Raw genomic sequence first — 12,263 nt, 5'->3', positions numbered from 1 at the left:
ATTTATTTCGGGCCGGACGCATTTCCCACAAGGGAATGAAGAAGGCCCGAAATCATTGACGACGCCGCGTAGCACCAGAGGCCTGGCTGCGTGAAAGCATCCGCCAGCCCGGTCGTCTTCGCCGCCGCAATCACGATCGCCACCAGCAGCACGTCCATCATAGACCACTTGGACAGATGCGGTACGACGTGACGATAGAAGAAACTGCCGGTCCCGCCGCCGGCAGCCATCCCCTCCGCTGCGATCCCGATCATCTTCAGAAATGGAAGCACGATCGACACCAGCGCGACGATCACCGCCAGCAGCCCATCCCCGCCCTGCCAGAGCGAAATCACGATTTCGATGAGCGACGGCGTCTTGTTGAAGAAATACAACGTCTCGAAACGGACCAGCGGCAAGATGAGGCCGAGCGCCAGGAGAAAGGGCGCCGCGACGAGAAGAACGGGGCGGACCAGCGAAAGCGCTCTCATAGCGACGAACCTCGCGTCGATCCCGCATTTTTCATGAACACTCCGTCTCCTCCAGCGGTTGTCTCACCGACTTGGCACGACTGCTCCGCCGTGTCACGCTCCGTGACAACGACATTCGTTCATGAGGAAATACAATGGACATTCGAAACGAGGAAGGCGCCTCCGGCGGCCGCTATGCGGCCGAACTCGAAGGACACGAGGCGGAGATGACTTATTCCAGAACATCACCGAAGCTTATCATCATCGATCACACCGCCGTTCCCGATGCGCTGCGCGGCAAGGGCGTCGGCCAGGCATTGGCGCTCCACGCGGTGGAAGCAGCCCGCACCGGCGGCTGGAAGATCATCCCGCTCTGCCCTTTCTTCAAGGCGCAGGCGCAGCGCCATCCTGAATGGAAGGATGTCGTGAACTGATTGCTGTCGCCTGAACCGGGCCGCAGGTTTTGAGCGGCTGCGGACGTCAAAAAGCGGAAACACCAAAAGCCATGTATGACGGACAGCGCGCCCATCATACATGGCTTCTCTGTGGCGATCCCCGGGGCGCCGAAGCCGGCGCCCGCCGTCTCTCTTACGCCCTTGCGCGGGCGCCGCTGTCACGCTCTTCCAGCGCCGTCGCCCTTGCATATTCCGCCTGCATTTCCTCGAGCGCCAGTTCCAGCGTCTCTTCCTGCATCTTCAGTTCCTTGATCGAAACCTGCAGGTTGTCGGCCCGCTGACGCGCAGCCTTGGCGAAGGTCGGATAAGCAAAGTGATTCGGGTCGGAAATACCGGACTTCTTTTCCTCGACGACGATCTGGCTCTCCAGATCCTTCGTCATCCGTTCGAATTCAGACATCATCATCTGCAATTGCTGCAGTTGACGTCGTTTTTCGTTCACCTGAAACTCTTTCAGGCGAACGAGACTTTCTCGCGACTTCATACGCATTACTCCCGTGATGCGAGACCCCGGCTCAACTTGAAACCGCCCTGCGCGCCGCTTTGACACGGTTTGCTAAAAAATTTCCTGCGATATTAACAAAAACCTACCGCTGGTAACCTTTCGTTTACGGGCATCGTTAATGATAGAGCGGATGATTTAAGGGTCGGTAAATGCCAAGGCATGAAATTCGAACCTTTTCATTGGCGAGTCGGATGAATCACTTAGCGCTGTTTCCTAATGTAAAAGTTGAGGAAAGCCTTTTTGAGATTCCTATTGGAAAACAGAGAAATGGAAAAATTATTTAATAAATTCGATACTCCTTGCCAGAGTGAATTAGAATTTGTTAACCATTTCGTGGCAGCTTCCAAATCACGTAGCTTGTTCGGTATCGTGAGTGGGGGCCAGACCACCTTTCGGCGGCGGTAAAGGGGATAATTATGCGGGTACTTCTCATCGAGGATGACAGCGCTACGGCGCAGAGCATCGAGTTGATGCTTAAATCGGAAAGTTTTAATGTTTATACCACGGATCTCGGTGAAGAAGGCGTCGATCTGGGCAAGCTGTATGATTATGATATCATCCTTCTCGATCTGAACCTCCCCGACATGTCCGGATATGAAGTGCTCCGCACGCTCCGGCTGTCCAAGGTCAAGACACCGATCCTCATTCTGTCGGGCATGGCCGGCATCGAGGACAAGGTTCGCGGTCTCGGCTTCGGCGCCGACGACTACATGACCAAGCCCTTCCACAAGGACGAGCTCGTCGCCCGCATCCACGCCATCGTGCGCCGCTCCAAGGGTCACGCCCAGTCGGTCATCATGACCGGCGAACTGATCGTCAACCTCGATGCCAAGACGGTCGAAGTCGGCGGCCAGCGCGTCCACCTGACGGGCAAGGAATACCAGATGCTGGAGCTGCTTTCGCTCCGCAAGGGCACCACCCTCACCAAGGAAATGTTCCTGAACCACCTTTACGGCGGCATGGACGAGCCGGAACTGAAGATCATCGACGTCTTCATCTGCAAGCTGCGCAAGAAGCTCGCCAACGCCGCAGGCGGCGCCAACTACATCGAGACGGTCTGGGGCCGTGGTTACGTTCTTCGCGAGCCGGATGGCACCGAATACGCCGAAACCGCCTGATTTTCCGATCCCCCTTATCGGATGACGAAGATCCCGCCCTTCCGGCGGGATTTTTCGTTTCTGGCTGCACAGCAAGACGCCGCCGTGACAACCAGGGACTTAAGGCTGGACCGGCCTGAAATCTCTGCATCTCAACCAGGAAATGGGTGGCCGCGCGCGGCCACGCCTGCGCTTTCGGCATCATGCTTCAGAAGATGAGAGCTGCGTTCAGGCAGCGATCGCGCGGTTGCCGAAGACGGCGGTCAGGATCTTGCGGTCGAAGGGCTTCAGCAGGAAGTCGGTGGCGCCGGCCCGTTTGCCTGCCATCAGTTTCTTCAGATCCGCCTCGACGACGCAGTAATAGATATTGACCTCTTTGCCGCCCTCCATGGCGCGGATGGCGGCGATGAGATCGAGCGCGCCTTCCATGCCGGAATCGACGATCAGATATTCCGGCAGCTCCGCCTGGCAGCGCTGCAGCGCCTCGCCGGCATTGGAAGCCTCGCTGACGAGAAAGTCGAGTTCGGAGAGAATGCGCTTGCCGACCTTGCGGACGATGTCCGAATTATCGGTGATCATGAACCTTTGCATGGCCGCTCCTTTGCCCCCGCATTCGTCGCAGCGAGGGGCCTCTTACAACCGGGATGATAGGTCCATCAGGCTAAGGAATCGTTACCGGACGGGCGCAGACACCCGTCCGAGTTCCAAATTCAGGCAGCGGCGACCACGGCCGTGAATACCAATTCCTCGGCGCTGGCGCTATGATCAAGCGTCATTCCGCACTCCTCGGCCAGAAGCACTGTGTAATAGGGCTGGATCGAATGGGCATCGATTGCCTCCTCGATCGTGCCGGTCGATATCTCGACGAATTTCGGCGGCAGGCGCATCAGCTTGCCTTTGGCGGTGAGCCTGAACTTCGCATCGAATTCGGGATTTTCGAGCGTCACCTCGAGCACGCCACCGCGCGGAATGGAGGAATAGGCGACGAGGAAGAGATTGAGCAGCAGCTTGACCCGGTTCTTGGCGACGATGGCTCGTGGTCCGTTCCAGATCACCTCGGTCTTCTTCTCGGCGATGGCAAATTCCTTGGCCGCCCGTTCGGCCTCGCCGGTATCGATCGAGGCGCCGACCGAGCCGGACGCGCCGAAAGCCAGCCGCGCGAATTTCAAGCGGACGGAAGCGTTGAGTGCGCTGGTGCGGATCAGATCCATCGCGTCGGAATCGGCGCCACCTTCATCCAGGAGTTCCAGGCCGTTGTTGATCGCGCCGACCGGCGAGATGACATCGTGGCAAACGCGGCTGCAAAGAAGCGCGGCCAGATCCGGGCCGGACAGGGTAAGATTAGGGTTGTTGGACATCATCGTCTCCTGAGGGGCGGCAATCTCATCGCGCCCGATAGTATGCTTCATCAAAATTGCGCGAAGTTTGCGAACGTATTCGGTGCCATAATGACACCATATTTGGTAAACCGATTGTTAAGATCATCGGCGCAAAATGCACCAATCGCCGCGAGCGGTTGCCCGCTCCCAGCCAAACGACGAACGGATGACACCATGCGCCCTCGATTTCAGCACCGATTCATCGGTTTCTGCAGGCTGCTCTCGGCCATTGTTTTCTCCTCGCTGATGGTTGCCGGGCCTGCCGCCGCCCAGGATAACGGCCAGTATACGATGCAGGAAATCGTCGATGCCGGCCACTCCTTCTTCGGCTCCGCCAGCGGCGGACTTGCCAAGGTGGTCGAAAGTGCCTTTCAGAAATACGGCCTGCCGAACGGCTATATCCTTGGACAGGAAGGCGGTGGCGCTTTCATCGCCGGCCTCACCTATGGCGAAGGCCAGCTGAACACCAAGAACGCCGGCGAACATCCGCTCTACTGGCAAGGGCCCTCCCTCGGCATAGACTACGGCGGTCAGGGTTCGCGCGTGATGATGCTGGTCTACGACCTGCCTTCCATCAACGGCATTTATGCCCGTTTCGGCGGCGTCAGCGGCTCAGCCTATGTCATCGCCGGCTTCGGCATGACGCTGCTGAAGAACAACGACGTGCTCGTTGTGCCGATCCGCACCGGCGTCGGCGCCCGTCTCGGCATCAATGTCGGCTATCTCAAGATCACCAGCGCACCGACCTGGAACCCCTTCTGAGCGACAAAACCGCAGGAATCGGCCGCCGTTCACACCGGCGGCCTTGCCATGCACGCCATGCCTGCTTAATCATCGCGGCTGACCCCTATCAACCTTTCGAATCGATGGCCGCGCCGTGATCGAATATGCTCTCTTGTTCGGATTGGGCTTCCTGACCGCGGCCTTCCTCGTCTTCCTGGTCTCACCCGCCGTTCATCGCCGCATTGTCTGGTATACCGAGAACCGGCTGAAGGCGACGATGCCTCTGAGCCCGCAGGAGGTCCGCGCCCAGAAGGATATGGTGCGCGCGCTCTATGCTGCCGAGAATGCCCGCACCACCCAGGATCTTCTGCGCGAGCGTGAGAAATCCCTGTCGCTCCAACTGCGCCACGATGCAATCGCCGTCGATGCCGGCAGGCTTGCCGCCGAGATCGGCGACTTGCAGGCTCATATCGGCGAAATGCAAGTCGAGGCGGCCGAGCAGCGATCGCGTCTGCGCAAGGACGAGAACTATATCAGCCAGCTGAAGACCAATCTGCATATCGCCGAGCAGTCCGCCGCCGGCAAGGAAAGCGAACTGGCGACGATGCGCACGCGCCTGAGCAAGCTCGGCGAACAGGCCGACGGGTTGAGGATAGACCTGGCCGCCCGCGAGACCGAGGCCGAAAGCCTGAAATTCCGCGCCAACGCGCTTCGCGACGAACGCGACACGCTGCGCCAGGACGTCACCCTGCTACAAAAGCGCGCTAAGGATGCCGAACAGAAACTGACGCAGCAGCAGCATATGGTTATCCGCCTTGAGGACAAGGCCGCGCGAGAGAGCGCTTCCGCCGCCGAGAAGGAAACCGTGCTTGCCCGCCGCCAGCAGGAGATCGCCAAATTGAAGGATCAGTTGAAGGCTGCCAATGCCGAGATCCGCAAGGTCAACCGGGTGCTGCGCGACGCCGGCCTTGCCAAAATGGCAGCGGAAGTGCCGGCGGAAACGACCGCTGACGAGACGGCCGAATCCACGCTCGATACTGCCGTCGTCACCGCTGAGTTGGGCGATAATGTCCGCATGCGCAGCGCCGCCCTTGCCGAGCGTCTGCAGAAGGCAAAGACGGTCACTGGACGCGACGGCGCGATCCGTGAAGAGATCGCCTCGATCGCCGCCAATATGGTGGCGCTGACCGCACTCAACGAAGGCCCGTCCTCGCCGATCCGCACCCTTCTGCCGGAAGCCGCGGAAAAGAACCCGAACGATCGCGTCAGTCTCGCCGACAGGGCGGCCGCGATCATCGCCAATCCGCCGCGTTGACAGGCTCTGCAGATCGAACCTGATTGAAGCGATACGCTTCAGATCCGCTCCATCGCGGAGGCCATGGAAAACAGCGCGATCCCCGTCGCCGTCGCAGCGTTGAGGCTGTCGAGCTCTTCAGACTGCGGGATGCGCGCGCTCTGGAAGCGCGCCAGCAGCGTCTCCGGCAACCCCTCCCCCTCGGTGCCGACGACGAGCGCCATGCGCCCCGAAGGTGGAATGCTGCGGATATCGGTCTTGCCGTGCGGCGAAAGCGTCCAGATGACAAAGCCCCGCTCGGCAAGCGCCAGCAGCGTATCCAGCGCCTTGCCGCCGCGACGATGCGGAACGCTCAGCACCGAACCAACGGAGACGCGCAGCGCCTTGCGATAAAGCGGATCGCAGGAAGTTTCGTCGAGCAGCACCGCATCGGCCCGGAAAGCGGCCGCATTGCGGAACATCGAGCCGGCATTGTCGTGGTTGGAAATGCCGCAGCCGACAAGCACCAGCGCCCGTTCCGGCAGCGCGTCGAGAAGTGCCGCCTCGCCGCGGTCTTCCCGCCGGCCGATGGCGAGAACGCCGCGATGCAGATGAAAACCGACGATGCCGTCGAGAACATTGGCCTCGGCGACATAGACCGGGACATCGGCCGGAAACCGCTCCAGGATAGTCCGCACGCCCTCGACGCGGTTGCGCAGCAGCAGGATCTTCTCGGCTGAGAAGCCGCGGCCTTCCGCATGCGCCTCGGCAAGCATGCGCAGCACGACAGTGCCTTCGGCAATGAAGCGGTTCTCTCGGCCAGTCAGGTCGCGCTCTCTTATGTCGCGGAATTCCGCGATGCGCGGATCGTCGGCGCTGTCGATTGTGATCGGGGCGGCGGCCATGCCGGCCTCAATTGCCGGCGACGGTGACGTCGGCGACGGTACGGCCGGTCCTGAGGTCGAAGACCAGCGCCTTGTTCTTACCCTCGGCGGTTTCCCCGTAGAACAGGATCTGCCCTGCCGAAAACGAGGTCGACTGCACCTTGAAGCCGAGGGGCAGGGAAACGGTCGCCGAAAGCGGCGCATCTGAGGGCACGCCGGAGGCGCTGACGGTGGCGGCCGCCTCCTTGGCGTCGGCGTGCATCGTCTTGTAGACAACCGCGCCGAAGACCGCCATAAGGCTCACGAACATGATGGCCCCGGAAACGATCTGCAGGCGGACCATCTTGCGCCGGACACTTTCCATCGCCGGATCAAGGGGCTTCTCTTCCTGGTCGTCTGGCTCGATCGTCGTCATCTGTGCGTTCCGTTCTAAAAATACTTCGGAGAAGAAGCGTCTTGAGCGACCCCTTTAAACAAGCAGCCGGCATTAGAAAAGTCCTGACCGCCGATGAAACCGCTGAAGGCCGGCTCGATGCCTGGCTGACGGCGCAGCTCGGCGAGGAATTTTCCCGCAGCCGCGTCAAGGTGCTGATCAAGGACGGCCTGGTTTTCATGCGCGGCGAGCCCGTCACCGACCCGCAGCGCAAGGTGCGCGTCGGCGACAGTTTCGAGATCACCCTGCCCGAGCCGGAGGACCCGACGCCGCGGGGCGAAGACATCCCGCTCGATATTCTCCACGAAGACGAAGACCTCATCGTCATATCGAAACCGGCCGGCCTCGTGGTTCATCCCGGCGCCGGTAACTGGACGGGCACGCTGGTCAATGCGCTGATCCACCATTGCGGCGATACGCTCTCCGGCATCGGCGGCGTGCGCCGCCCCGGCATCGTCCATCGTCTCGACAAGGATACGACGGGCGTGATGGTCGTCGCCAAGAACGACATCTCCCATCGCCACCTCTCGCTTCAATTTGCCGATCACGGCCGCACCATGCCGCTGGAGCGTGCCTATCAGGCCGTCGTCTGGGGCCGGCCGCGCTCTTTGTCGGGCACGGTCGACGCGCCGCTCGGCCGCGCCACCGGGGACCGCACACGTCGCGCTGTCAAGCGCCCGGACAGCCATGACGCCGACGAGGCGATCACCCATTACGAGGTGATCGAGCGCTTCCAGGAGAAACCTGACGCCACCGCGCTTGCCTCGCTGGTCGAGTGCCATCTCGAAACCGGCCGCACGCACCAGATCCGTGTCCACATGGCCCATATCGGCCACCCCTTGCTTGGCGACACGGTCTATGGCGCCGGCTTCAAGACCAAGGCCAATATTCTGCCTGACGAGATCCGCAAGGTCGTCAACGGTTTCCGCCGCCAGGCGCTGCACGCCTTCATGCTGCAGTTCGAGCACCCCCGCACCGGCGAAGTCATGCATTTCGAGGTCCCGCTGCCGGATGACATGGTAGAACTGGTCGACGCATTGCGGCGATAAACGCGGCTTCGGACGCCGCCCTGCCGCTCACACCTGCGTGAGCGGCACCTTGAATCGCCGTTTTGCCATACTTATCTGTACATGGACTTAGTGCGGGCTTGGGTAGAGAGCCGCACGTCCCGGTTTGCCTTTTCAACGCGGGGGCGCGTTTCCATCGGGAACCGGAATCCACTTTAGGAGGGTGCACTATGGCCCGAAATACCTTGCCGTCCATTACCGCCGGCGAAGCCGGTCTCAATCGTTATCTCGACGAAATCCGCAAATTTCCGATGCTCGAGCCGCAGCAGGAATACATGCTCGCCAAGCGTTATGCCGAGCATGGCGATCGTGATGCCGCCCACAAGCTCGTCACCAGCCATCTTCGCCTCGTCGCGAAGATCGCCATGGGTTATCGCGGCTACGGCCTGCCGATCGGCGAAGTCGTGTCCGAGGGCAATGTCGGCCTGATGCAGGCCGTCAAGAAGTTCGATGCCGAACGCGGCTTCCGCCTCGCCACCTACGCCATGTGGTGGATCAAGGCCTCGATCCAGGAATATATCCTGCGCTCGTGGTCGCTGGTGAAGATGGGCACGACCGCCAACCAGAAGCGCCTGTTCTTCAACCTGCGCCGGCTGAAAGGCCGCATCCAGGCGATCGACGACGGCGATCTGAAGCCGGAGCATGTCTCGGAAATCGCCACCAAGCTGAACGTCTCGGAGGAGGAGGTCATTTCGATGAACCGCCGCCTCTCCGGCGACGCATCGCTGAACGCGCCGATCAAGGCGGCCGAAGGCGACAGCGGCCAGTGGCAGGATTGGCTGGTGGACGACCATGACAGCCAGGAAGACGTGCTGATCGAACAGGATGAGCTCGACACTCGCCGGCGCATGCTGGCGAAAGCGATGAGCGTGCTGAACGAGCGCGAACGCCGCATCTTCGAGGCTCGCCGCCTCGCCGAGGATCCGGTGACGCTGGAAGACCTTTCGTCTGAATTCGACATCAGCCGCGAACGCGTCCGCCAGATCGAGGTCCGTGCTTTCGAAAAAGTTCAGGATGCCGTTCGCAAGGAAGCCCTGGAACGCGCCAAAGCCGTCCGCGTCGTAGAAGCCACGGCCTGATTGGTCCGAGGTCAAGATTGGGAACGCCACCTCTCCGACGTGGGAGGTGGCGTTTTTATTTGATCAATTGGAGGGCGTGCCGTGCGGCCCCCTCATCCGCCTGCCGGCACCTTCTCCCCGCTGGGGAGAAGAGGAGATGACGCGCCGCCGCGATCCTTCTTCACAGCAAGGCGCAGCCGGCATTCCAACACAAACGGTTTCAGAGGGAGCGAGGCGCTGCGGCAAACCTCTTCTCCCCAGCGGGGAGAAGTGCCGGAGCGATAAGCGAGGCGATGAGGGGGTGAGCGACGCGAGGAGCGAATGCCTTGAACGCATGCGAAAGGCAATGAAGCCCACTCACCCGCCCACAAACACTATCACTGGTTCGTCGAGACATCCCCGAGCGCAGTCCATTCCTTGATCGCGGTGTTGAACGCGTCCGTTCCCGAGCCGCCCTTTTCCATCGTCAGCAGCGCGCGACGGCCATTGCGGTAGGTGATCGGGATATCGATCCAGTTGCGGGTCGACATCAGATCGAGATTGGCCTTGCGCGCATCAGGATAGTCATTGAGCGCGATCATATGGAAATCGTCGGTGATCTTGGCCGGCACCGCAATCAGCGCGTCGCCGCGATCCTGCTCGGTGCGCTTCATCGAGATGCGCTGGACGCTATCGATGCTGCCGCCTTCGAAATTCGGCGGAACCGAAAAGACGATCTCGACGAGATGGCTTGCCGGCAGTGACGGATCGGAATTGCGCTTGAAGGTGACGAGAGCCGAGAGATTGCGCTCGGGAACGGTGACGTTACCTTGCACCGTTGCCTCCTGTCGGCCGCCCTGGCCTGTCTCGTGCTGCACGCTCCAAACGACCGATCCTTCGATCGCCGTCGGCGAGCTCTGGCCGATACGCTCCTCGTAGAGGAACATCTTTTCCGACGAGCCGACCGGTGCGGTCTGCTGCGGCGATGCCGCCGGGCCGTTGGGCGTCAGGGTTTCGGCGGGCGCTACATCGCTCTGCGCGCTGGCGGGCGGCGTATCGGCTGAGGCGACATTCTGTTCGGCGACCGATTTGCCTTCGGCGGTTGGCGTTCCCGGCACGGTCGCCGCCCCACTGTCGACCTCGGTTCCATCGGCGAGCAGCCGCTGCGTAAACTTGGAATTGGCAGCTGTGCCATCATTGTTCAGTGACGCCACTTGCTGGTTCGGCTGCGCTGGCGGCGCCGGAGTATTCTGCGCTCCCGGCTCGGTCGCTGGCTTGGCAGGCGTCGTAGCACTCGGGGTCGGGGCACTTGGCGTAGCAGGCGTCGCGGATCCCGCCGGCGCCGGCGCCGTCGTCGCCTCGTTCCTCGTCGCTTGCGACGGGGCCGAGCTGACGAGCCCGTCGACCATCGCCACCAGCGCCTCCCTGTTCGTCCAGCCGGCATAGGCGCCGCCGCCGATCAGGATGAGTGCAAAGAGAAGCGTGATCACCGTGCCGATGCCGAAGCGGCGGCGCTTCGGCTCCATGCGGAAACTCTTGCCCTGGAGCTTGGAGGCGACCATCTGGTCGATATCCATTCCCGGATTGGTGTCATCGTCGTCGGCGGCAACAGAACCGCGCCGGTCGTAACCGCGCAGCGCCTTTGCCTCGCGCCAGTCCTGGCTCGGTGCGCCGGCCGCAGCCGCCGGCTTGCCGTCATGCACTTCCGCGAAGATATCGACATCGTCGAAATGCGAGGCCACCGGCGTCTTCTTGTTGCTGCCCGCGTCAATCGGCGGCAGATCGTCGAAGGCGGCCGTCTCCCAGGAGAAACTTTCCTTGGCTGTCGGCATGACGGCCGCAGGCGCGGCTTTTTCGAGGCTCGATATCACCTCTTCGAAGGCGCGCGCCGAGACGTCGGCGGTGACCGGCGCCGTTTCCGAATATTGCCGGAGTTCCTCTTCCGCCCATTCGGTCTCGGCATCTTTCGGCGCCGGAGCGGGCGTCTCGGCGACGGGCTCGCTCCAGATGGGATCGAAATGCGCTGCGGCATCGGCCTGCAGCGGCTCCTCGCGGCTGTGCTCGACGAATTCCTGCGGACGATCGAATTCAGCGACCGGCTCCACCAGGCGATGGACAGCATGGTCTAGCCCGCGCGCGACGCGTTGGGACGAGTCGATAGGCTCGTACGCCTTCTCTCCAGCCGGCTCCTCGCTTTCCACCGTCGCCGGTTCGGCCGCGAGTTCTTCGGCCTCTGCGGCATGCTGCTCGTCGGGGTGATATTCGCCGGCTTCTTCGTCGCGATGCTCGGCAGGCGGCTCCCAGCGCTCATCTTCTTCAGGCGCAGCCTCGGCAGCGAGCTCGTGCCTCTCGCCGGCATGCCATTCCTCGGCCGGCGCTTCCTCTTCATGCGAGGGATGCCAGTATGTTTCGGCAGGAACGGCTGTCTCTGCCTCCGCGGGACCGGTGGCCTCGGCCGCAACAGACGTCTCCGGGAGGCTGGCCGCTTCCTCGGCGAGCAGTTCCTCGTCCGCGAGCTCTTCCTGAGGCTCCTGCGGCGCGGCAGCTTCCACGTGATCCGGCTCGTCGACGGGCTCGACCGCCTGCGGTTCCGCAGAGGCTTCGTAAGCAGGCTCTTCGACAACAGGCGCAGGCGTCGGTTCGCTTTCGTCGCGAACCGTCTGTTCCTCCGAGGATTCCAGCGCAGTGACGGCGGCAACCGGCTCGTCGAGCAGCAGCGCCTCGGAATGTTCGCCTTCCACTTCGCGGATGGCGGCCTCGAGCTTTTCAAGCTGGCGTTGCAGCATGGCTTCCGGCGGACGCGGCTTCATGTTCTCGAGCTGCCGCTGCACTGCGCCGCGAGCACGGTCGTAGACTTTCACCCGCATCTCTGGGGTGTTTTCAGCCAGGCCGTCGACGGCCCGCCGAATAACTGCAATAAAATCCGCCATCAGTACTTTCTCAAGAAGTCCGGCATTCTCC

General features: G+C 61.8%; 13 protein-coding genes. 6 read left to right on the top strand and 7 right to left on the bottom strand.

The window, feature by feature from the left end; all coding sequences use genetic code 11:
- Positions 1 to 2: 2 nt before the first annotated feature.
- Positions 3 to 470, bottom strand: a complete 468-nt coding sequence (locus tag EFQ99_RS23635; protein WP_126923643.1) for a paraquat-inducible protein A — start codon at positions 468 to 470, stop codon at positions 3 to 5.
- A gap of 134 nt (positions 471 to 604) precedes the next feature.
- Between EFQ99_RS23635 and EFQ99_RS23630 the strand changes: the two genes are divergently transcribed.
- Positions 605 to 883 carry a GNAT family N-acetyltransferase gene (locus EFQ99_RS23630; protein WP_126923642.1) on the top strand — a complete coding sequence of 93 codons (279 nt, stop codon included), beginning with the start codon at positions 605 to 607 and terminating at the stop codon, positions 881 to 883.
- 154 nt (positions 884 to 1,037) lie between these two features.
- Here the strand turns inward: EFQ99_RS23630 and EFQ99_RS23625 are convergent, their stop codons facing one another.
- Positions 1,038 to 1,388 carry a flagellar export protein FliJ gene (locus tag EFQ99_RS23625; protein ID WP_126923641.1) on the bottom strand — a complete coding sequence of 117 codons (351 nt, stop codon included), beginning with the start codon at positions 1,386 to 1,388 and terminating at the stop codon, positions 1,038 to 1,040.
- Positions 1,389 to 1,825: 437 nt separating this feature from the next.
- Here EFQ99_RS23625 and ctrA point away from each other — a divergent pair, with 437 nt between their 5' ends.
- Positions 1,826 to 2,527: a response regulator transcription factor CtrA gene (gene ctrA / locus EFQ99_RS23620; RefSeq protein WP_007533606.1), complete on the top strand. Its 702-nt coding sequence runs from the start codon at positions 1,826 to 1,828 to the stop codon at positions 2,525 to 2,527.
- Positions 2,528 to 2,734: 207 nt separating this feature from the next.
- Here ctrA and EFQ99_RS23615 read toward each other — a convergent pair whose 3' ends face one another.
- Positions 2,735 to 3,097, bottom strand: a complete 363-nt coding sequence (locus EFQ99_RS23615; RefSeq protein WP_126923640.1) for a response regulator — start codon at positions 3,095 to 3,097, stop codon at positions 2,735 to 2,737.
- A 119-nt stretch (positions 3,098 to 3,216) separates the two neighbouring features.
- Positions 3,217 to 3,864 carry a histidine phosphotransferase ChpT gene (gene chpT / locus EFQ99_RS23610; protein ID WP_126923808.1) on the bottom strand — a complete coding sequence of 216 codons (648 nt, stop codon included), beginning with the start codon at positions 3,862 to 3,864 and terminating at the stop codon, positions 3,217 to 3,219.
- Positions 3,865 to 4,059: 195 nt separating this feature from the next.
- On the opposite strand from chpT, the gene EFQ99_RS23605 reads away from it, so the two are divergent.
- Both EFQ99_RS23605 and EFQ99_RS23600 read left to right on the top strand, forming a co-directional pair.
- Positions 4,060 to 4,647 (top strand): DUF1134 domain-containing protein, encoded by a 588-nt coding sequence (locus EFQ99_RS23605; RefSeq protein ID WP_126923639.1) that lies wholly within the window; start codon positions 4,060 to 4,062, stop codon positions 4,645 to 4,647.
- A 115-nt stretch (positions 4,648 to 4,762) separates the two neighbouring features.
- On the top strand, positions 4,763 to 5,923 hold the full coding sequence (locus EFQ99_RS23600; protein WP_126923638.1) for a coiled-coil domain-containing protein: 1,161 nt from the start codon (positions 4,763 to 4,765) through the stop codon (positions 5,921 to 5,923).
- Between the two features lie 38 nt (positions 5,924 to 5,961).
- Here the strand turns inward: EFQ99_RS23600 and EFQ99_RS23595 are convergent, their stop codons facing one another.
- Complete coding sequence (locus EFQ99_RS23595; protein ID WP_126923637.1) at positions 5,962 to 6,786, bottom strand: TrmH family RNA methyltransferase; 825 nt, start codon at positions 6,784 to 6,786, stop codon at positions 5,962 to 5,964.
- 7 nt (positions 6,787 to 6,793) lie between these two features.
- The gene (locus EFQ99_RS23590) at positions 6,794 to 7,180 is read right to left on the bottom strand and encodes a hypothetical protein (RefSeq protein WP_126923636.1); all 387 of its coding nucleotides are present in this window, start codon (positions 7,178 to 7,180) and stop codon (positions 6,794 to 6,796) included.
- A 41-nt stretch (positions 7,181 to 7,221) separates the two neighbouring features.
- Between EFQ99_RS23590 and EFQ99_RS23585 the strand changes: the two genes are divergently transcribed.
- Positions 7,222 to 8,247, top strand: coding sequence for an RluA family pseudouridine synthase (locus EFQ99_RS23585; RefSeq protein ID WP_126923635.1), 1,026 nt, complete (start codon positions 7,222 to 7,224; stop codon positions 8,245 to 8,247).
- A gap of 188 nt (positions 8,248 to 8,435) precedes the next feature.
- A complete protein-coding gene (gene rpoH / locus EFQ99_RS23580) occupies positions 8,436 to 9,344 on the top strand; it encodes an RNA polymerase sigma factor RpoH (RefSeq protein ID WP_126923634.1) in 909 nt (302 codons plus the stop codon).
- Between the two features lie 356 nt (positions 9,345 to 9,700).
- Here the strand turns inward: rpoH and EFQ99_RS23575 are convergent, their stop codons facing one another.
- Complete coding sequence (locus EFQ99_RS23575; protein ID WP_126923633.1) at positions 9,701 to 12,232, bottom strand: hypothetical protein; 2,532 nt, start codon at positions 12,230 to 12,232, stop codon at positions 9,701 to 9,703.
- Between the last annotated feature and the right edge of the window lie 31 nt (positions 12,233 to 12,263).

This window comes from Rhizobium vallis, assembly GCF_003985155.1.
GTDB classification, from domain to species: Bacteria; Pseudomonadota; Alphaproteobacteria; order Rhizobiales; family Rhizobiaceae; genus Rhizobium; species Rhizobium vallis.
This window is presented reverse-complemented; position numbering and strand designations above follow the sequence as displayed.

What these genes read in the sequence shown, in the direction of transcription:
- EFQ99_RS23635 (WP_126923643.1), bottom strand. Translation starts at nt 470, where the DNA reads ATGAGAGCGCTTTCGCTGGTCCGCCCCGTTCTTCTCGTCGCGGCGCCC.
- EFQ99_RS23630 (WP_126923642.1), top strand. Translation starts at nt 605, where the DNA reads ATGGACATTCGAAACGAGGAAGGCGCCTCCGGCGGCCGCTATGCGGCC.
- EFQ99_RS23625 (WP_126923641.1), bottom strand. Translation starts at nt 1,388, where the DNA reads ATGAAGTCGCGAGAAAGTCTCGTTCGCCTGAAAGAGTTTCAGGTGAAC.
- ctrA (WP_007533606.1), top strand. Translation starts at nt 1,826, where the DNA reads ATGCGGGTACTTCTCATCGAGGATGACAGCGCTACGGCGCAGAGCATC.
- EFQ99_RS23615 (WP_126923640.1), bottom strand. Translation starts at nt 3,097, where the DNA reads ATGCAAAGGTTCATGATCACCGATAATTCGGACATCGTCCGCAAGGTC.
- chpT (WP_126923808.1), bottom strand. Translation starts at nt 3,864, where the DNA reads ATGTCCAACAACCCTAATCTTACCCTGTCCGGCCCGGATCTGGCCGCG.
- EFQ99_RS23605 (WP_126923639.1), top strand. Translation starts at nt 4,060, where the DNA reads ATGCGCCCTCGATTTCAGCACCGATTCATCGGTTTCTGCAGGCTGCTC.
- EFQ99_RS23595 (WP_126923637.1), bottom strand. Translation starts at nt 6,786, where the DNA reads ATGGCCGCCGCCCCGATCACAATCGACAGCGCCGACGATCCGCGCATC.
- EFQ99_RS23590 (WP_126923636.1), bottom strand. Translation starts at nt 7,180, where the DNA reads ATGACGACGATCGAGCCAGACGACCAGGAAGAGAAGCCCCTTGATCCG.
- rpoH (WP_126923634.1), top strand. Translation starts at nt 8,436, where the DNA reads ATGGCCCGAAATACCTTGCCGTCCATTACCGCCGGCGAAGCCGGTCTC.
- EFQ99_RS23575 (WP_126923633.1), bottom strand. Translation starts at nt 12,232, where the DNA reads ATGGCGGATTTTATTGCAGTTATTCGGCGGGCCGTCGACGGCCTGGCT.